The organism is Aquimixticola soesokkakensis, from assembly GCF_900172375.1.
Classification (GTDB): domain Bacteria; phylum Pseudomonadota; class Alphaproteobacteria; order Rhodobacterales; family Rhodobacteraceae; genus Aquimixticola; species Aquimixticola soesokkakensis.
This window is the reverse complement of record NZ_FWFS01000007.1, coordinates 158216-177883: the sequence shown is the minus strand read 5'-3', so window position 1 is coordinate 177883 and position 19668 is coordinate 158216. Positions and strand designations below refer to the sequence as shown.

General features: G+C 61.0%; 19 protein-coding genes. 4 read left to right on the top strand and 15 right to left on the bottom strand.

Annotated elements, in window-relative coordinates; genetic code table 11:
• Positions 1 to 19: 19 nt before the first annotated feature.
• On the bottom strand, positions 20 to 2146 hold the full coding sequence (scpA, locus tag AQS8620_RS10440) for a methylmalonyl-CoA mutase (protein ID WP_085836832.1): 2127 nt from the start codon (positions 2144 to 2146) through the stop codon (positions 20 to 22).
• A gap of 78 nt (positions 2147 to 2224) precedes the next feature.
• On the opposite strand from scpA, the gene AQS8620_RS10435 reads away from it, so the two are divergent.
• Complete coding sequence (locus tag AQS8620_RS10435; RefSeq protein ID WP_085836831.1) at positions 2225 to 2731, top strand: DUF4174 domain-containing protein; 507 nt, start codon at positions 2225 to 2227, stop codon at positions 2729 to 2731.
• A gap of 16 nt (positions 2732 to 2747) precedes the next feature.
• On the opposite strand, the gene AQS8620_RS10430 is transcribed toward AQS8620_RS10435, so the two are convergent.
• The 7 genes from AQS8620_RS10430 to AQS8620_RS10400 form a co-directional block, all read right to left on the bottom strand.
• Complete coding sequence (locus AQS8620_RS10430) at positions 2748 to 4760, bottom strand: acetyl-CoA carboxylase biotin carboxylase subunit (RefSeq protein ID WP_085836830.1); 2013 nt, start codon at positions 4758 to 4760, stop codon at positions 2748 to 2750.
• A gap of 140 nt (positions 4761 to 4900) precedes the next feature.
• Positions 4901 to 5104, bottom strand: a complete 204-nt coding sequence (locus AQS8620_RS10425) for a hypothetical protein (protein ID WP_085836829.1) — start codon at positions 5102 to 5104, stop codon at positions 4901 to 4903.
• A gap of 217 nt (positions 5105 to 5321) precedes the next feature.
• On the bottom strand, positions 5322 to 5729 hold the full coding sequence (locus tag AQS8620_RS10420; RefSeq protein WP_085836904.1) for a hypothetical protein: 408 nt from the start codon (positions 5727 to 5729) through the stop codon (positions 5322 to 5324).
• Positions 5730 to 5743: 14 nt separating this feature from the next.
• Positions 5744 to 6148 (bottom strand): RidA family protein, encoded by a 405-nt coding sequence (locus AQS8620_RS10415; protein ID WP_085836828.1) that lies wholly within the window; start codon positions 6146 to 6148, stop codon positions 5744 to 5746.
• Positions 6148 to 6579, bottom strand: coding sequence for a DUF6497 family protein (locus AQS8620_RS10410; RefSeq protein ID WP_234990449.1), 432 nt, complete (start codon positions 6577 to 6579; stop codon positions 6148 to 6150). The genes AQS8620_RS10415 and AQS8620_RS10410 overlap by 1 nt, the downstream gene beginning before the upstream one ends.
• Positions 6576 to 6935 carry a hypothetical protein gene (locus AQS8620_RS10405; RefSeq protein WP_085836827.1) on the bottom strand — a complete coding sequence of 120 codons (360 nt, stop codon included), beginning with the start codon at positions 6933 to 6935 and terminating at the stop codon, positions 6576 to 6578. The genes AQS8620_RS10410 and AQS8620_RS10405 overlap by 4 nt, the downstream gene beginning before the upstream one ends.
• A 10-nt stretch (positions 6936 to 6945) precedes the next feature.
• Entirely contained in the window at positions 6946 to 8478 is a 1533-nt protein-coding gene (locus AQS8620_RS10400) for an acyl-CoA carboxylase subunit beta (RefSeq protein ID WP_085836826.1), read from the bottom strand.
• A 390-nt stretch (positions 8479 to 8868) separates the two neighbouring features.
• Between AQS8620_RS10400 and AQS8620_RS10395 the strand changes: the two genes are divergently transcribed.
• Both AQS8620_RS10395 and AQS8620_RS10390 read left to right on the top strand, forming a co-directional pair.
• Entirely contained in the window at positions 8869 to 10092 is a 1224-nt protein-coding gene (locus tag AQS8620_RS10395; RefSeq protein WP_234990448.1) for a multidrug effflux MFS transporter, read from the top strand.
• 126 nt (positions 10093 to 10218) lie between these two features.
• A complete protein-coding gene (locus AQS8620_RS10390) occupies positions 10219 to 11616 on the top strand; it encodes a helix-turn-helix domain-containing protein (protein WP_085836824.1) in 1398 nt (465 codons plus the stop codon).
• 3 nt (positions 11617 to 11619) lie between these two features.
• On the opposite strand, the gene AQS8620_RS10385 is transcribed toward AQS8620_RS10390, so the two are convergent.
• The 3 genes from AQS8620_RS10385 to AQS8620_RS10375 form a co-directional block, all read right to left on the bottom strand.
• Positions 11620 to 12288 carry a thermonuclease family protein gene (locus AQS8620_RS10385; RefSeq protein WP_085836823.1) on the bottom strand — a complete coding sequence of 223 codons (669 nt, stop codon included), beginning with the start codon at positions 12286 to 12288 and terminating at the stop codon, positions 11620 to 11622.
• Positions 12289 to 12557: 269 nt separating this feature from the next.
• Positions 12558 to 13469 (bottom strand): DMT family transporter, encoded by a 912-nt coding sequence (locus tag AQS8620_RS10380; RefSeq protein WP_085836822.1) that lies wholly within the window; start codon positions 13467 to 13469, stop codon positions 12558 to 12560.
• A gap of 84 nt (positions 13470 to 13553) precedes the next feature.
• On the bottom strand, positions 13554 to 14168 hold the full coding sequence (locus AQS8620_RS10375) for a LysE/ArgO family amino acid transporter (protein WP_200809616.1): 615 nt from the start codon (positions 14166 to 14168) through the stop codon (positions 13554 to 13556).
• A 145-nt stretch (positions 14169 to 14313) separates the two neighbouring features.
• On the opposite strand from AQS8620_RS10375, the gene AQS8620_RS10370 reads away from it, so the two are divergent.
• Positions 14314 to 15336, top strand: coding sequence for a Hint domain-containing protein (locus tag AQS8620_RS10370; RefSeq protein WP_085836821.1), 1023 nt, complete (start codon positions 14314 to 14316; stop codon positions 15334 to 15336).
• Between the two features lie 145 nt (positions 15337 to 15481).
• Here the strand turns inward: AQS8620_RS10370 and AQS8620_RS10365 are convergent, their stop codons facing one another.
• The 4 genes from AQS8620_RS10365 to AQS8620_RS10350 form a co-directional block, all read right to left on the bottom strand.
• Positions 15482 to 16222 (bottom strand): YebC/PmpR family DNA-binding transcriptional regulator, encoded by a 741-nt coding sequence (locus tag AQS8620_RS10365; protein ID WP_085836820.1) that lies wholly within the window; start codon positions 16220 to 16222, stop codon positions 15482 to 15484.
• An 87-nt stretch (positions 16223 to 16309) separates the two neighbouring features.
• On the bottom strand, positions 16310 to 18094 hold the full coding sequence (locus AQS8620_RS10360; RefSeq protein ID WP_085836819.1) for an SLC13 family permease: 1785 nt from the start codon (positions 18092 to 18094) through the stop codon (positions 16310 to 16312).
• Between the two features lie 124 nt (positions 18095 to 18218).
• The gene (locus tag AQS8620_RS10355; RefSeq protein ID WP_085836818.1) at positions 18219 to 19034 is read right to left on the bottom strand and encodes a TIGR00282 family metallophosphoesterase; all 816 of its coding nucleotides are present in this window, start codon (positions 19032 to 19034) and stop codon (positions 18219 to 18221) included.
• A gap of 60 nt (positions 19035 to 19094) precedes the next feature.
• A complete protein-coding gene (locus AQS8620_RS10350) occupies positions 19095 to 19664 on the bottom strand; it encodes a 5-formyltetrahydrofolate cyclo-ligase (protein ID WP_085836817.1) in 570 nt (189 codons plus the stop codon).
• Positions 19665 to 19668 lie beyond the last annotated feature (4 nt).

The following is a 19668-nucleotide window of genomic DNA, read 5'->3' as shown; positions in this document are numbered from 1 at the left end:
GGGGCAATTTCGCGCCCCCTCACGGGGCGCTTGAAATCAGATCAAGGATTTTCCGGGCCGCCTCGGGAATATTCGTTCCCGGGCCGAAAATCGCTTTGACGCCGGATTTGTACAGGAAATCATAGTCTTGCTGCGGGATGACGCCCCCGCAGATGACGATGATTTCCCCCGCCCCTTCCGCCTGCAACGCCTCGATCAGCTTTGGCGCGAGGGTCTTGTGACCCGCTGCCTGCGACGAAATCCCGACGATATGCACATCATTGTCGATGGCATCCTGCGCGGCCTCTTCAGGGGTCTGGAACAGCGGCCCGACGTCCACGTCAAAGCCGATATCAGCAAAGGCGGTGGCGATCACCTTGGCGCCGCGATCATGCCCGTCCTGACCCATTTTAACGACCAGCATACGCGGGCGGCGGCCCTCTTTTTCGGCAAATATTTCAACGTCTTTCTGGATTTGTGCAAAGCCTTCATCGCCCTCGTAGGCCGCGCCATAGACACCGGCGAGGGTCTTGACCTCCGCGCGGTGGCGGCCAAAGGATTTTTCCATCGCCATTGAAATCTCTCCCACGGTTGCGCGCGCGCGCGCGGCCTCGACCGCCAAGGCCAAGAGGTTGCCTGTTCCACTGCTGGCGGCGGCTTCGAGGTCGCCCAGCGTCCGTGCGACCTGCGCCTCGTCGCGCGTGGCGCGAATGCGCTCCAGGCGCGCGACTTGCGACACGCGCACCGCCACGTTGTCCACGTCCAGAATGTCGATCGGGTCTTCATTGTCCTTGCGGTATTTGTTCACGCCGACAATGACTTCGGTGCCGCGATCAATTCCCGCCTGACGCCGCGCGGCGGTTTCTTCGATCCGCAGTTTGGGCATGCCGGAGGCGACGGCCTTGGTCATGCCGCCCATTTGCTCGACTTCTTCCATCAGCGCCCAGGCTTTATCCGCCAATTCCGCCGTCAGGCTTTCGACATAATAGCTGCCCGCAAGGGGATCGACGACATTGGTCACACCAGTTTCTTCCTGCAAAATCAACTGGGTGTTGCGCGCAATGCGGGCAGAGAAGTCGGTGGGCAGCGCAATCGCCTCATCCAGCGCGTTGGTGTGCAGGCTTTGTGTGCCCCCCAGCACCGCCGACATCGCCTCATAGGCCGTGCGGATCACGTTGTTGTAGGGATCTTGTTCTTGCAAGCTGACACCAGAGGTCTGGCAATGGGTGCGCAGCATTTTCGAGCCGGGCTTTTTGGGGTCGAATTCATCCATCACACGGCTCCAAAGCAGCCGCGCGGCGCGCAGCTTGGCCGCTTCCATGAAAAAATTCATGCCGATGGCGAAAAAGAACGACAAGCGCCCTGCGAACACATCGACATCCATGCCGCGCGCAATCGCCGCGCGCACATATTCGCGCCCGTCGGCCAGCGTGAAAGCAAGCTCCTGCACGAGGTTCGCGCCCGCCTCCTGCATGTGGTAGCCGGAAATCGAGATCGAGTTGAATTTCGGCATCTGCGCAGACGTATATTCGATGATATCCGCGATGATCCGCATCGAGGGGTCGGGCGGATAGATATAGGTGTTGCGGACCATGAATTCCTTGAGGATATCGTTCTGGATCGTCCCCGACAGCACCGCGCGATCATGGCCCTGCTCTTCGCCCGTCACGATAAAATTGGCCAGAATCGGGATCACCGCGCCGTTCATCGTCATGGAAACGCTGACTTTATCCAGCGGGATGCCGTCAAACAGTACCTTCATATCCTCGACGCTGTCGATCGCCACGCCCGCCTTGCCCACATCCCCGACGACGCGCGGATGATCGCTGTCGTAGCCGCGGTGCGTTGCCAGATCGAAAGCCACAGAAACCCCCTGCTGCCCCGCGGCAAGCGCGCGGCGATAAAAGGCGTTGCTTTCTTCGGCGGTGGAAAAGCCCGCATACTGGCGGATGGTCCAGGGGCGCCCGGCATACATGGTTGCGCGCACACCGCGCGTGAACGGTGCCACCCCCGGCGTGCCGCCAAGGTGGTCCATGCCCGCCAAATCATCCTCGCCGTACAGCGGCTTGACGCGGATGCCCTCCAGCGTCTCCCACTCGAGGCTTTCACGCGGCTTGCCCCGCAGTTCTTTCTGGGCCAGCGCCTCCCAAGCGTTCCGGTCGGTCATGGTTTTCTCCTCCCCTCGGGCGCATGGCCCTTCTGCCCGCGCCATTCCGTCCCTATATTGAGAGGAATGGGAGGCACGATGTTCAAATCTTTGCTCTTGGCGGTGGCCGTGATCACAGCGCCGCTTGCCGTCGACGCGCAGGAGGCCATCCTGCCAGAGACGCTTGACGTTTTCGACGGGACCCAAGTGGCGCTTGACGATCTGAAATGGGTCGCACGCCCCGTGGTGGTCTTTGCCGACAGCCCGCTTGACCCAAGCTTTACCGAACAGCTTGCGCTTCTGGCCGCACGTCCCGATGCGCTGGCCGCGCGCGATGTGGTGGTTATCGCCGACACCGACCCGGACGAACGTTCCGAGCTGCGCACCAAGCTGCGACCGCGCGGCTTTGCGCTGGTGGTGATCGACAAGGACGCGCAGGTGATGCTGCGCAAGCCAACCCCTTGGGACGTGCGCGAAATCACCCGCGCCATCGATAAAACACCCCTGCGCCAACAGGAGATCCGCGACGGCACGGGGGGGCTGTTGGAAGTCCGCGCGCTGGAGCTTGCCCGATACGCAGCGCGCATCGAGCAGCTTGGCGAGTAGAGATCGTTGGAACCGGTCACTCGAACTCCATGATCACTTCGTCAACCGCAAGGCTGTCGCCCGCCGTCGCGTTGATTTTGCTGACTTTTCCACGCCGTTCCGCGCGCAGGATGTTTTCCATCTTCATCGCTTCGATCGTGCAAAGCGCCTGGCCGTCCTGCACCTCGTCGCCCACTTCGACCGCCATTTTCACCACCAGCCCCGGCATGGGGCACAGCAGCAGCTTGGAGGTGTCGGGCGGCAGCTTTTCCAACATATGCCTGGACAGATCCGCGGCGCGCGGGCTGCGCACAAAGACCTTCAGCTCGGCACCGCGATTGCGCACCCGAAAGCCGCCGGGCAATTTCGCGAGCTTGAGCGTCAAGGGCGCGCCATCGAGCGTCATCTGCGCAAGGCTCGCGCCGGGCACCCAATCGCCCTCGACGCGCAGGGATTTTCCTGCCACCGACACGAATGCTCCGGCCTTGTCGGCATCGATATGCACCACAATATCGCGCGCGGGCGTGCCATGGCCGCTGACCTGCACCACCCAATCGGCCGCAACATGGCGTTCGTGGTTGTCCATGCGCCCCGACACGCGGGTACGGCGGATTTCCGACATGCGATACATCGCAGCGCAGGCGGCGGCGATACGATCCACATGCGCCTCGGGCAATGTCGCCCCCTCGAAGCCCTCGGGGTATTCCTCGGCAATGAAGGCCGTGGTGATGTCGCCCGCACCGAATTTCGCATGATCCATCACGGCCGACAGGAACGGCAGGTTGTGCCCGATACCCTCGACCTCGAAGGCGTCCAGCGCGTGGCGCATATGTTCGATGGCTTCAGGTCGTGACGGTCCCCAGGTGCACAGTTTGGCAATCATCGGATCGTAGAACATCGAAATTTCGCCCCCCTCATAGACGCCTGTGTCGTTGCGCACGACGCGGGTCTCCTCGACCACCTCGGCAGGGGGGCGATAGCGGGTAAGCCGCCCGATAGAGGGCAAAAAGTTGCGATAGGGATCTTCGGCGTAGAGGCGGCATTCCATCGCCCAGCCGTTGATTTTTACATCTTCCTGGGTGATCGACAGCGGCTGGCCATGGGCAACGCGGATCATCTGTTCGACCAGATCGATGCCCGTGATCAACTCGGTCACAGGGTGTTCCACCTGCAACCGCGTATTCATTTCAAGAAAGTAGAAGTTGCGATCGCCGTCGACGATGAATTCCACAGTCCCCGCAGAGGTGTAGCCCACGGCTTGCGCCAATGCGACCGCCTGCTCCCCCATCGCCTTGCGGGTCGCATCGTCAAGAAAGGGCGAGGGCGCTTCTTCGATGACCTTCTGGTTGCGTCGCTGGATCGAACATTCGCGCTCGGCCAGATAGATGCCGTTGCCATGGGCGTCACACAGCACCTGAATTTCGATGTGGCGCGGTTGGGTCACGAACTTCTCGATGAAAATCCGATCATCGCCAAAGCTGCTGGCGGCTTCGTTTTTCGACGACTGAAACCCCTCGCGCGCCTCGGCGTCATTCCAGGCGATGCGCATGCCCTTGCCGCCGCCCCCCGCAGAGGCCTTGATCATCACCGGATAGCCGATTTCGCCGGAAATTTTCACCGCCTCTTCGGCGTCATTGATCAATCCCATGTAGCCCGGAACAGTGCTGACACCGGCCTCCTGCGCCAGCTTTTTCGACGTGATCTTGTCGCCCATCGCCTCGATGGCCCCCACAGGCGGGCCGACAAAGGCAACGCCGGCGGCCGACAGAGCTTCGGCAAATTTCGCATTTTCCGACAAGAACCCATAGCCCGGATGCACGGCCTGCGCGCCGGAGGCTTTTACCGCTTCCATCACCTTGTCGATGACGATGTAGGACTGGTTTGCAGGCGAGGGACCGATGTGGATCGCCTCATCGGCCATCTGCACATGCAGCGCCCGCCGGTCGGCGTCCGAATACAGCGCAACGGTTTTGATCCCCATCTTGCGCGCTGTTTTGATCACCCGACAGGCAATTTCCCCGCGGTTCGCGATTGCGATCTTGTCGAACATGTTTTCGTCCCTCTTCCCTTTTTCGTGCCCCGAGCCATCCGCCGGAGCGCAAACACGAAAAAGGCCCCCGCGCCGCAAAGCACGAGAGCCTTCAAATCTATAGATGCCAGCCGCCCTGAAACGGGCGACGTGCTACGCGATCAGCAACGCGACGGGTAGGTGCGGCAGTATGCGATGTTGGCAGCGCCGCCAACAACGGCACCGGTTGCCACATCGCCACCAACGGCAGCAGCAGAGCCTGCGCCAACAGCAGCACCCAGCACGGCTTGTTCGCCGAAGGTGTCACCACAAGCCGAGAGGCCAAGAGCGGCCACGACGCCGACGATCCAGATCTTGTTACGCATGGAATAATCCTTTGAGTTTTATCGCTGTTAAGGACGTAACGCAGCCCGCAGCAAATGGGTTCCGCAAAATGTGAATTGATGTGCGTGCGGCAAGAGATTGCCGAGGCAGACAGCCGCGCAGACGCAATTCCGCCGATCCGCGCGCCAGTGTGGACAAAAGACCACAGGGCAGCCGAACAAAACAGCGAAATTCTGCGCGCGACATATCCACGAGTGCCTACCAATCCTCCTCCTCATCAGCGTCCGGCCAATCGTCCTCATCCTCTTCCAGGGGCTCTTCCTCTGCGAAGATTTCCGGAAAGGAGACTTGGGCTTTGGCCACGTCGATTCTGAGCAATGCTTCGTAATTGGCAGGATCGAACGGCTCCTCTGCGGGCACGACTTCGCGCCCGAACAGCCAGCTGATCCGACCGGCGTCAAGGTTGCCCCGCTCGAAAGGCTCCGCGCCGAAATGTTCCCAAAGCGCGGCCAGAAACGCAGCATCCACGCGCTTGTCGAGAGTCTTGCGATCCGCGTAACGCTCAAGCCGTTTGAGCGGCGTCACGCCCTTGGCGTTCGCACGGCGGATAACGAATTGGAAATCCGATCCGGCAAAACGCCCCGGAAATCCCTTGTGTTTTGTCATGTAGTCGCGAGCCATCAAATGTCCTCCGGTCTGCGGGCCACGCAGTCGATCTCGACCAGCGCGCCAACGGCCAGCGCCGTCACACCGATCGTGGTGCGGGCGGGCAGTCTATCGGAGGGGAAATAGCTCTTGTAGGTGTCGTTGAACACTGGGTAATCGCGCTCGAATGCCGTCAAATAGGCCCGACATTGCACAACATGCGACAGATCGAGGCCCAATTGCCCCAAAATCAGTGCAAGATTGTCCATCACCCGCGCGGTTTGCGCCGCGATCCCGTCCGGCAACGGCGCATCGGGGGCATCGGGGTCGGTCGGCATTTGCCCCGTCAACAGCACCCAGCCGTCGCTTTCAACCGCATGGGAAAACGGCGCAACGGGGCGCGGTCCCTGGGCAAAGAGGTGAAACTGCGCAGCAGGCATCAAAACGGCTCCCAAACGCAGGTGTCACCGTCGATGGAATAGGCCTCGAACACCTGCTCGATGTTGGGATTCGCCTCGCCAAAGGGGGTTTCGGCTTCGCTCAGAGAAATGATCAGCTGGCTGGGGCGCGGGCCGACATTGGACAGGCGGGGCAAGGCATAGCTGCGACACAGATGCGCCAGATCGGCCTCCAGCGCCTCATAGGAATGGGTCATCAACAGCGCGCGCAATTGCGGCGCGATGAAGCGGTAGCGATACACAAGCCCCATCGCGGGGGCATCTGTTATCACCTCGTAAAAGGTCAGGGGTTGGCCTGAGGGCACCGCAAAGGCAACATCGTCAGGCACAAGCCCGTCAGCGACAGGTGTGAGCGGCGAAACGGCCTCAAAGGCATCAAGCGAAAGCGGGGTGTGAGACTGCTGTGTGATCATGGCTCGAGCCTAGCATGGGCCAGCCAACGGGCACGCTTTTTCGCATCCCCAAGCAGGGTTTGCACGGTGTCTTGTGCCAAAGCGCGCGGGAATTGACCCGCAACAGCCCCCCCTGCCCGCACGATAAGCATGCCCTCCTGCGCGCCACTGCCTTTGCGCAGTTCAACCACGGGAGAAAAGCCGCGCAAATGCTGCAAGGCACGCCACATATCCTGACGGATCAGATGCGCCAGCCGCCCGCGCCGCAACAGCGGAAATTCGGCCTGCGCAGCAAAGTCAAAGCGCGCAGGCAGGCTGCGCGACAGGGTCAAAACCCCCGCGTCATCGCACCGCATATGCCAGCCTGCCTTGCGCATCAGATCCTCCTTACAACGGAATATTGTCGTGCTTTTTCCACGGGTTCTGAAGGCTCTTGCCCCTAAGGGAGGCAAAGGCGCGCGCAACGCGGCGCCGCGTGGAGCGCGGCTGGATCACCTCGTCGATAAAGCCCTTTTCAGCCGCTACGAACGGGTTGGCAAAACGATCCTCATAGTCGGCGGTGTGCTGGGCGATTTTTTCAGCGTCCTTGAGGTCGGCGCGGTGAATGATCTCGGTCGCGCCCTTGGCGCCCATCACGGCGATTTCCGCCGTCGGCCACGCGTAGTTGAAATCGCCGCGCAGATGCTTGGACGCCATCACGTCATAGGCCCCGCCATAGGCTTTGCGCGTGATCACGGTCACCTTGGGCACCGTCGCTTCACCATAGGCAAACAGAAGTTTTGCCCCGTGTTTGATCACACCACCATATTCCTGCCCCGTCCCCGGCAGAAAGCCCGGCACGTCGACCAAGGTCAGGATCGGGATCTCGAAAGCATCGCAAAAGCGCACGAACCGCGCGGCCTTGCGCGAACTGTCGATGTCAAGACACCCCGCCAGAACCATCGGCTGATTGGCAACCACGCCCACCGTTTGCCCCTCGAGGCGCAGGAAGCCGGTCAGGATGTTCTTGGCGAACTCTGCCTGAATTTCATAGAAATCGCCCTCGTCAGCAAGCTTCACGATCAGCTCTTTCATGTCGTAAGGCGTGTTGGCATTGTCGGGTATCAGCGTATCAAGGCTTTCCTCGATCCGTCCCACATCGTCGAAAAACGGGCGCACAGGCGGCTTTTCGCGATTGTTGAGCGGCAGGAAATCGACCAAGCGGCGCACTTCGGTCAGGGCCTCGATGTCGTTTTCAAAGGCGCCATCCGCGACCGACGATTTGCGCGTGTGGGTAGAGGCGCCGCCCAGTTCCTCGGCGCTCACCACTTCGTTGGTCACGGTTTTCACCACGTCAGGGCCGGTGACAAACATGTAGGAGGTGTCTTTGACCATGAAAATAAAGTCGGTCATCGCAGGGCTATAGACCGCGCCGCCCGCACAGGGCCCCATGATGACGGAAATCTGCGGCACGACGCCGCTTGCCATCACATTGCGCTGGAACACTTCGGCATAGCCTGCAAGCGAGGCAACGCCCTCCTGGATGCGCGCACCGCCCGAGTCGTTCAGCCCGATCACCGGCGCACCGTTTTGCATCGCCATGTCCATGATCTTGCAAATCTTTTTCGCGTGGGTTTCGGACAGGGAACCGCCGAACACGGTGAAATCCTGGCTGAACACATACACCATGCGCCCGTTGATCGTGCCCCAGCCCGTGACCACGCCATCGCCTGCGGGGCGGGATTTTTCCATACCGAAATCCGTGCAGCGATGGGCCACGAACATGTCGAATTCTTCGAAACTGTCGTCATCCAGCAGCAGGTCGATCCGCTCGCGCGCGGTCAGCTTGCCCTTGGCGTGCTGCGCGTCGATGCGCTTTTGCCCGCCCCCGAGACGAGCCTCATCGCGGCGCGCCAAAAGTTCTGCATTGATGTCTTTCACGCTCGATCCCCTCAGTGCTTGCGTCGGTGCTTGGGATCAACTTATCTGCACTGCAGAAAAACACACAGAAGTTTCTAGTGTATTTGCAAATCAGTTACTTCAATGCAATTGCAAACTGAATAATTGAATATTATCCCAGACAACGCGCTGAAAAATAACAGATATACGCAGCGCACGCCGACAGTCCGGTGCCCGCCTCACCTCCCGATGCCGCGCGGGCCCAAAAAATAGGCCGTCCGCCATGCCCCCTTCTTTCGTCGCGGCCTCCCCCGTGCTCCACACACCCAAGCCAGAATTCGTCGCCGCTCGACACAGAGGCAAGGCTTGCCCGACGCGCCTGCGCAGGCTATGCCAGTCAAACTTATATGCCCCTGTCACAGATCGAACCCCGTGAGCTTCACCCCACACGCCCCTGCGCGCTATCTGAACCGCCAGACTGCCCCACATCTCAGCACATTGGTGCTGATGATGGGCCTACAGGCGATGGCGATGAATATTTTCCTGCCCGCCCTGCCCCAGATGGCCGAGTATTTCGGCACGAGCTATGCGGTGATGCAGCTCGCCGTGCCAATGTTCATGGGGGTGAATGCGGTGATGCAGCTGTTTATCGGCCCGACCAGCGACCGCTACGGGCGCCGTCCGCTGGTTCTGTGGGGGCTGGCGATTTTCATGTTCTTCACCGTTGCCGCGATCTACGCGCCTTCGGTGGAGTTTTTCCTGTTCTGTCGCGCGGGGCAAGCCACGATCGTGACCTCTCTGGTGCTCAGCCGCGCCATCGTGCGCGACATCACCCAAGGCCCGCGTGCCGCAGAAATGCTGGCCTATGTGACGATGGCCATGGCGCTGATCCCGATGGTCAGCCCGACCGTGGGCGGCCTTTTGGGCGCGGCTTTCGGGTGGCAGGCGATTTTCTGGGCGCTGCTGGGCTGCGCGGCAGTGGTGTCCGTCCTCGCGTGGTGCGACCTTGGCGAAACCGCGCCGCGCACGGGCGGCTCGATCCTTGCCCATTTCGCAAACTACCCTGTCTTGTTGAAATCGCAGCGGTTTTGGGGATATGCCCTGTGCTCGGGCTTTGCCTCGGGCGGGTATTTCGCCTTCTTGGGGGGCGCGCCCTTTGTCGGCGGCACGCTGCTTGACCTCGACCAAGGCGCGCTTGGCATCCACCTTGGGGCACCCGCCATCGGCTATGTCATCGGCAATTACATGTCAGGCCGCCTATCGGCGCGCGTCGGCATCAACCGCATGATCCTGATCGGCGGCATCGTGTCAATTTCCGGCCTGATCGCGGCTTTGGGGATCTTTTTGCTGCACATCGAAACACCGCTGTGGTTCTTCGGGCTGCTGATCCCCCTTGGCCTTGGCAACGGGATGCAGATCCCCAACTCAACCGTCGGCGCGCTTTCTGTGCGTCCTGAAATGGCAGGCACGGCATCGGGATTGAGCGGCGCGATCATGATCGCGGCTGGCGCGGTTTTGGCCGGGCTGGCAGGCTCGATGCTGTCGATCGAAAGCGGTGCATTTCCGCTGCTTTACATCATGATCATCGTTCAGGGCTCTGGCATCCTCTGCGTGTTCTGGGTGATGCGCCGCGAGAAAGTCCTCGGACTGCGCTGACACCGACAGCGCCGCGCAACGACTTTGCTTTGGCGATTTCAATTTGGCGGCTTGCTCTGATGGCTTGCTCTGGCAACTTTGCAAATGTAGCGTAGGCAGAACGCAAAACTGCAAACGAGCGCCCCGATGGCCCAACAAAAACTCTACGCTGGCGCAAAACTGCGCGAGACCCGCACACGACTGGGCCTGACCCAGCGCGCCTTTGCCGCCAAGCTGGGGGTATCCTTGCCCTATCTCAACCAGATGGAAAACAACAACCGCCCCGTCTCGACAGGGGTGGTCCTGGCACTGGCGCAGGAATTCGGCTTTGATGTCACAGAGTTAAACACCGGCGACGCCGAACGGATGGTGTCGGACATGCGCGAAGCGCTGGCGGACCCCGTTTTTCCGGACGCCGCGCCGCCCGTGGCCGACCTGCGCCTTGCCGCCTCGAACGCACCCGCCCTCGCACGCGCCTTTCTTGAACTGCACCGCGCCTACAAACAGACCTCCGAGCGCCTTGCCTCCCTCGACGAAGCGCTCGGCGGCCAGGACATGCCCACCCGCGCCTCACCTTGGGAAGAGGTGCGCGATTTCTTCCATTATTGCGACAATTACATCGACGCGGTGGATCGCGCCGCAGAACAGTTTGCCGAACCCAACGGCACGCCGCGCGATGTTCTCGAGGCCGCGCATGCCGCGCTTGCGCAGCGCGGCATTGCCCTGACCACGACAACACAGGCGTTGCGACACTACGATGCCAAAGCCCGCGAATTGCAAATTTCCAGCCGCGCCACCAGCGCCACGCAGCGCTTTCAATTGCTCCATCAGGTCGCTCTTTTGACCCAAGCTCCCCTGCTGGAGGCCACGCTGGATCTGGGGCGCTTCCAGACCAGCGAGGCCCGCGATATTGCCCGCATCGGTCTGGCCAATTATTTCGCCGGTGCCGCCCTTTTGCCCTACAAGACCTTCCTTGCTGCCGCTCAAGACTGCCGCCACGATCTGGAACAGCTGGCCGAACGTTTTGGCGCGTCGATCGAACAGATCGCACACCGGCTGTCGACCCTGCAGCGCCCGACCGCGAAGGGCATTCCGTTCTTTTTCGTGCGCGTCGATCAGGCCGGAACCATCACCAAACGCCACTCGGCCACGCGGCTGCAATTTGCGCGCTTTGGCGGGGCCTGTCCGCTGTGGAACGTGCACCAGGCTTTCGAGACGCCGGGGCGTTTTCTGCGCCAGCTGGCCGAAACGCCTGACGGGGTCCGCTATCTGTCGGTCGCGCGCGATATTTCCAAATCCGGCGGGGCCTTTCATGCGCCGGTGCGCCGCTATGCCATCGCTTTGGGGTGCGATGTGCAACATGCCGCCGATCTGGTCTATGCCGATGACCTTGATGTCACCAAGCCATCAGCCTTTGAACCCATCGGAATTTCCTGTCGGATTTGCGAACGCCGTGACTGCCATCAGCGCTCCGTACCGCCGCTCGAAAGCCGGTTGACGATTGATGCAAATGCGCGCGGGGTGCTTCCCTACAGTATCAACTGAGGCCTAGCCTTTGGCACGCCGCCATCCGGCGGCAACCGCCTGCGCCTCCGAACAAAACCAATGTTCGCCGCGCGACAGGGTGATGGTTGTGCCCTCATACCAGCGCGTTCCGGGCATGTGGTAAAGCTTGCCGTTGGCCGAAATATTGCCCTTGATGGCGCAGTCCTGGGGCGGGGTCTGCGCCACAACGGGCGTTTTCTGCTCGGCGCGATACTGCGCGGGCGCGGCATTGTCCCCCTGCCAGATGCCACGCTGCGCTGCGCGGGCCTGTGCCTCGGCGCCGAGGTAATCGGCGGAATATTTTGCATAGGCCCGCGCTGCGCCACGCGTCACCATCATCGCATTCACATCGTTATTTCCGACGAAACAGCGCGCCACTACCCGCCCGTAGCGATCCACATCGGTCTCGGAACATCGCACACGGTTGGGGGTCAGATCGGCAAGTTGGTCGCGCGACCACGCGCCACAGGCCCAAGTCACGCCTCCGGCATCCTTGCACGTTTGCGACAATTCCGGTGCATCCACCCCATGCAGGCGCACCCGCGTGCCGCCCACATCCAGCGTGTCACCATCCACGACCCGCACAGCGCCCCGCAGGACGCGCCCCGCCTGGGCTTCGGCCGCCGTCATCACGCCGCTGACAGACGCAACAAGCACCCCGACAGCCAGCATAACCGGCGCAACATATGGTATTTTTCCCAACCTCACGCCGCCATAAGTGGCCGTTTCGCGTGATAAACGCAAGCTGCTCCGCAAGAAGTCGGTAAATTTCCGCTCTCCCCCTGACAGGCGGAGCCCGCCCGCGCAGAGCCCGAAATTGCGCCGTTCTCGCGCGGCCTTACAGGTCACTCCCCATCGCGTATTGGGCGAAAAAGTCCACCCTTTGGCGTTAACCAACCTGCAGAATGACAACATTTTTGCAAAATGCAAATTTGGAATGCCTAGAGTTTGGTTTGCTCGGGACTTGGCGTGCGACCGCGTTTCAAACGGGCCTCGCGCAGGGTGATAAAGCTCACCGACCCAAGGATCAGCGCGCCGCCCAGCAAAACGAACGGGTCAAGCGCTTCGCCAAACAACACCACACCAAACAGCATTGCCCAAACGAGTTGCAAAAACGTCACCGGCTGCACCACAGCCATGGGTGCCACGGCAAAAGCGCGGGTCATGCAATAATGGGCGATGGTCGCAAAAAACGCCGTCGCAAACAGCAAGCCGATTTGGGGCAGGCTTGGGGTGACCCAATGCGCCAGTGCCAGCGGTGCCAGACAGATCGGCACAATCAGCGACATCATCGCCACGACAACCGACGCGGGCACCTCTTTGGACAGACGGTTGGCGGTCAGATAGCCGATGGCAAAAAAGATCGCGGTAAAGATCATCGCCACATGGCCCGCGTCGATTTCCCGAAAACCGGGGCGCAAAATCACCAAGCCGCCCAGAAAAGCGACAAAAAGCGCGCTGGCGCGGTACAGCCCCAATTTCTCACCGAAAAACAGCGCCGCCCCCAAGGTGACATAGACCGGATTCATGAAGTTCATCGCCGTGACATCGCCCAGCGGGATGCGCGTCATCGAAAAAAACCAAAAGCACACGCCAATCGCATGCGCCACTGCGCGCAGCACAAACAGGCCCGTCAGCCGGCGCGTGAAACGGACCGCGCGGATGGCCGGAATGGCGGGGATCAGGAACACCAGCCCCAAAACAAAGCGCAAGAATGCTGATTCAAATGGCGGCAACCCTTCACCGACAAATTTGACCAGGACGTTTACAGTGACCAGACAAAATCCGGTCGCAAGCATCCAAAGAATGCCCGCAACAGGGCGTGAAGCAGAAGGGGAAACGCGCGTCGTCATAGCCGCGACTTGAGACCTTGCAACGCGTCTTGGCAAGCGTAAAGGAGCGCAGGGGCGAGGTTGCGCGTCATGCCAACAGCAGGTTCACGCACCGCGCAACAGGCCAAAGGCGATGGCGGCCATCGTGATGCCGATCACCACGTCCAGCACCTGCCAGGCGCGGGGCTTGCGAAACACGGGGCGCAAGAACTGCGCGCCAAAACCAAGCGCAAAGAAAAAGACGAAAGACGCACAGATAGCGCCAAGCCCGAACAGCGCCGCATGCGGGGCAAATCCGGTCGCAAGCGAGCCGACCAGCACCAGCGTGTCGAGGTAGACATGCGGATTGCCCCAGGTCAGCGCAAGGCAGGTCGCCACCGTGCGCCACAGCGGTTTTGCACCTGATTGTGCAGGGTCCAAATGCCCGCTCGCCCGCCAAGCGGCGCGAAAATGCAGCGCCGCATAGACCAACAAAAACGCAGCTCCCCCGTAGCGCATAAGCGGCAGAAAGGCCGGAAATGCCTGCGCGATCTGGGTGATCCCCGCCACGCCCAGCGCGATCAAAAGCGCATCCGACAGGGCGCAGGTCAACACCACAGCAAGGCGATGATGCCCCAACAGCCCTTGGCGCAACACAAAGGCATTCTGCGCCCCGATGGCCAGGATCAGGGACAGGCCGGTCAGAAAACCGGAGAGGGTAGCGCTCAGGGCAAGGGGCATAGGGTCTCCGATCACTTTTGTAAGGCGGTTTAGCCTCTGCGCGCCCGGCGATGCAATCCCTTGCGCCGATGTCGGTGTGGCGCGCATACACGCGATCTTAAGGATGCGCCATTAGGCTGGCCAAAGTTCCAAAAGGACGAACCGCATGGCCGCCTATAACCTGAACTTCTTTTCGCTCAGCGATATCAGTACGAATGACCCCGACGGGTTTTCGGACAATGGCGGCTATCAAATGGACATTGGTACCTCAACAGTCACCGTCGCGCCCGCAAGTCAGTCCTCGGTCATCGATATCAACGACACGAATGACGCATTTTTTGACGACGATGTGGGGGCGCAACAGACGCTTAACAGCGATCAAACCCTGAATGGCACCTTTTACAGCGCTGGAACCATCATCCAGTCCGAATATGAATTGATCGTTCAGGACAGCCTTGGCAATACCTACACGCTTCAGTTCATTTCGCTGACCGCCGACGCCTATAATATCGAAGGGTTCGCCATCCAAGGCCCCGTGCCCCCCTTTGGCGAGGCGCTGACGGTTGTCGGGCGCCAAGACATGACATCGGGCACCTATAGCTACGCCAGCGCCTCGCCCAATTGCTTTGCCGCACACACCCGCATTGCCACACCGCACGGGGAGGTTGCCGCAGGCAGGCTCAAGCCCGGAGATTGGGTCGTTCTGGCGCAGGGCGGGACAGCGCGGATCGACATGATCCTGACCACGCCCCTGCCCCCCGATGCCCCTGCGCGCCAACGCCCTGTCCGCATCGCTGCGGGCGCGCTTGACGGGCAAGTGCCCCGCCATGACCTGTTGCTCTCTCCCCAACATCGCCTGCTTTTGCGTACAAGCGCCGGAGAGGTCCTTGCCCCCGCCCGCGCCCTGTCGGGCCAAAACGGTATCGGCACGCGCAAATCCGGCGCGCGCCTGATCTATGTTCACCTGGTTTTACGCGCGCATTCGCTGCTGCTTGCCGAAGGTGTGCCTTGCGAAAGTTTCTGGCCCGGACCCCATGCCATGTCGACCCTGCCCGGCATCCTTGCGCTGCGTATCCGCAAACTGATGGGCCCGTCCCCCGCCCCTGTCCGCCCGATCCTGACTGTCGCGGAGGCGCGCCGCGAATTAACCCGCCTGGATCTGCGACTGGGCACCGAGCAGGCGTTTTAGCCCGCCAAATACGCAGGCCTCAATCAACCCGGTTGATTCCACAGGATTTATTCGACGGCCGCATAAAAAGACCCGTCCCCCGAAAGGCGACGGGCCGAAATTGCGAAAACGGGCCTGCAGGCGCGACAGGCCTGACAAAGCGACCTTAAAGCTGCGCGGCAACATCCTCGGGCACATCAAAATTGGCCGTCACGTTTTGCACGTCATCGTCATCTTCGAGCGTCTCGATCAGGCGCATCAGCTTTTGCGCGGTTTCCAGATCCACCTCGGTGCGATTTTGCGGCTTCCAGATCAGCTTGGCCTCTTTGGCCTCGCCAAGCTCCTTTTCCAGAGCGTCAGACACTTCGGACAAGGCGGTATCCGCGCAGTAGATCCAATGGCCGTCGTCTTCGGTTTCGACATCATCGGCACCGGCTTCGATCGCCGCCATCATGACCGTATCCGCATCCCCGACCCCGGCGTCATAGGTGATTTCACCCACGCGATCGAACATGAAGGACACAGAGCCGGTCGTGCCCAGATTGCCGCCGGATTTGGCAAAATAGGACCGCACGTTGGAGGCGGTGCGGTTGACGTTATCGGTCATGGTTTCCACGATCACCGCGATACCGTTGGGGCCATAGCCCTCATAGCGGATTTCGTCGTAATTCTCCGCATCGCCACCGATGGCCTTTTTGATCGCGCGATCGATCACATCCTTGGGGCAGGACACGGATTTGGCGGCCTTGACCGCCAGACGCAGACGCGGGTTCTTTTCAGGGTCAGGATCGCCCATCTTCGCCGCAACTGTGATCTCTTTTGCGAGCTTGGAAAACATCTTGGAGCGAACAGCATCCTGGCGACCTTTGCGGTGCTGGATGTTCGCCCATTTGGAATGGCCTGCCATGTGCCTTCTCCGGTCGTTACAGGATTGATTAGGCGCCTCTATAGTGCAGGCGGGCGTCCCTGTGCAAGGGTCGCCCGCCCCGATGCCCTAGAGCGTCAAAGGCCACAGGAAGGGAATAACCGCCGAGCACAGCAGGCCCATGGTCAGGTTCAGCGGAATGCCGACCTTCATGTAATCGGTGAACTTATAGCCCCCCGGCCCGTAGACCATCGTGTTGGTCTGATAGCCGATCGGCGTCGCAAACGAGGCCGAGGCCGCCACCATCACCGCCACGACAAGCCCGCGCGGATCAAGCCCGAGATGGTGCGCAAGGCCAATCGCGATCGGCGTCACCACAACCGCCACCGCGTTGTTGGACACAAGTTCGGTGAGAATGGAGGTCAGCAGGTAGATCGACCAGACGATGAAGAACACCGGCATCTGTTCCAGCGCGGGGGCCACGGCGGTCACGATCAACTGCACCGCCCCCGAGGTTTCCAGCGCCGCCCCCACGGCAAGCATCGAAAAGATCAGCGCCAGCAGGCGTCCTTCGACAAAGCCAAAGGCCTCATCCGCCTCGATGCAGCGGGTCACAAGCACCAGCGCCACCGCGACTACAGACAGCAGGAAGATCGGGGCAACACCGAGGCCCGCCAGCACCACAATGCCGATCACAGCCGCAAGGGCGATGGGCGCATGACGGCGGTTGTAGGCGCGTTCGGTCGGTTTGGACACATCGCCCATGTCCATATCGAGCGCCAGCTTCTGGATGTCTTCGGGCGAGCCTTCGATCAAAAGCGTATCACCGACACGCACCACAAGGTCCTGGATTTTCTGCCCGATGTTCTGGTTGCGCCGGTGAACGGCGAGCACGTAAATGCCGTAGCGACGCCGCAGGCGCAGCCCCCCCAACGCGCGACCGACCATTTTACAGCCCGGGGTGATCAGCACTTCGACCGTGGAGGTTTCCACCGCCGACACCTGATCGACGCGCTTGAGTTCCTTGTTGCGCTGCAGCGACAAAAGCTCGGTCATCTGGGTGCGCAGGATCACCCGATCCCCCACCTGCAATTCCACGCCCTCGAGGTTGTGGCGCAGGGATTGATCGCCGCGCACCACATCGACCAGCCGCACGCCTTCGCGTTTGAACAACTGCACGCTGAGGACTTCGCGCCCGATAAGGTTGCTATCGGGGGGCACGATGGCTTCGGTAAAGAACTTGCGCCGTGACGAGCCCGACAGCATCGTCGCCATCGACACGCGCTCGGGCAAAAGGTGACGCCCGACGAAATAGAGGTAGATCATCCCCCACGCACAGACCAGAAGGCCCAGCGGGGTGACTTCGAAAATCGTAAAGGGTTCAAGGCCCTGACTGCGTGCCACCCCATCCACAAGAAGGTTGGTCGAGGTGCCGATCAGCGTCACCGTCCCACCCATGATCGCCGCATAGCTCAGCGGGATCAGCATTTTGGACGCGGCAATATTGAGCCGCTGCGACAGTTGGATAAACACGGGGATCATCACGACGACGACCGGCGTGTTGGCCACGAACGCCGAGAGCAACAACACAATCGCCATCAACAAGGCAATGGCAAGTGCGGGTCGGCCATCGGCATAGCGGCCCGCCTGGCGCGTGAACCATTCCAGCCCGCCCGTGCGCACCAATGCCCCCATGACGATGAACATCGCGCCAATCGTCCAGGGCGCGGGGTTGGACAGCACATCCAGCGCCTTGTCATAGGGCAGAATGCCCAGCACCAGCATGAGGGTCGCGCCGGTGATCGCGACCACTTCCGTGGGGTAAACCTCGCGCACAAACAGAACGAACATGAAGCCGACAACGACCAGCGCGATGATGGCCTGTGTCAGCGGATCAAAGGAAAACAACGTCATGATAAGGGGTAATCCCGCGAAGAGTTTCGCATTATAATTGACCTGAGTCAGAGACTTGGACAAGGGCCAAGCGTGGGGGCAGCGCCTGCCTGGCACAAACAAGACGCAATCGCCGCCTTTCGCGTCACTCGGGCGTACTTTGTTCCAAACGACCGCCAAAGCGGATCATTTTGACCCGCAAGGCAAGCCCCGTGCGGTCATCTGTTTCGACGTAGAGCCCGGACAGGGTCGCCTCTCCGTCCGCCGGCTGGAAACGGGTCTTGCCCATGCCGGTGACAAAGCGGCGCAAAGGTTCGGCCTTATCCATGCCGATCACTGAATTATAGTCACCGCACATGCCCGCATCAGACTGAAAGGCGGTTCCGGCGGGCAGGATCTGCGCATCTGCGGTGCAGACATGGGTGTGCGTGCCGACGACCACGCTGGCGCGCCCGTCGCAGAAATGGCCGATGCCCATTTTTTCGGAGGTCGCCTCGCAGTGAACGTCAACCAGCAGCGCCTGCACCGACCCGCCCAATGTATGGGTGCGCATCACCGTGTCGAGTTCGGAAAACGGGTCATCAAAGGGGCGCTTCATGAACACTTGGCCCAGCACCTGCGCCACGGCGATCTTGCGCCCGCGCGCATCCGAAAACACGCGCACGCCCCGCCCCGGAGCCGATTTGGCAAAGTTGAGCGGGCGCACGATCCGGCTTTCGCCCTCGATGAATTGCATCATGTCGCGCTGATCAAACGCATGATCGCCCAGCGTCAGACAATCGGCCCCCGCCGCCAGCAATTCCTTGGCGTGATCGCCCGAAAGCCCCATGCCATTGGTCGCGTTTTCGCCATTCACCACAACGAAATCCAGCCGCCAGTCTTTGCGCAATTGCGGCAGGTGTTTGATGATCGCGTCGCGTCCGGACCGGCCGACGACATCTCCGAGGAACATGATTTTCATAGGATAATTCTTAAGCGCCGAGCGGAAATTTAGCAAGCAATGCCTGTGCTTGGCGCGGCGTCAAAACAGGCGCGCGCCCGCTTGCGTGACCACCGCATCCAGGCGCTGATCGGTGCCTTCGGTGGCAAAGCTGTCAACCTCTTGCACCCCGTAGGCCAGCCCGACCGCGAAAACCGCCCCCTGAGCACGCAAGCGTGCCAGCGTGCGATCATAAAATCCGCCGCCATAGCCCAGACGATGCCCCGCCCGTGAAAAGGCAACCAGCGGGACGATGACGACTTGCGGCGTGATCGGCTGCGCGTGAATGGGAATCATCGCGCCGAACTGGCCGGTTTCCATCGGGGTTTTATGGTCCCACCGGTGGAAATTCAGTGGCAGGTTTTCCCCCTCGATCACCGGCACCGCGACAGGCCCATGCGGCACCAAAGCCGCCATCGCCGCCAGCGGATCAATTTCCGAGCGGATCGGCATATAGCCTGCAATCGCCTTGCCCTGATGGGGGGCCAAAAGCTCCAAAAGATGCCCGCAGGCCGCTTTCGTCGCCGCCTGTGCCGCCGCGCTATCGTGAAAATCGCGTCGTGCCTTGAGAATATCGCGCCGCACGCTTTGTTTTTGTGCCATCAATGTCATGTCA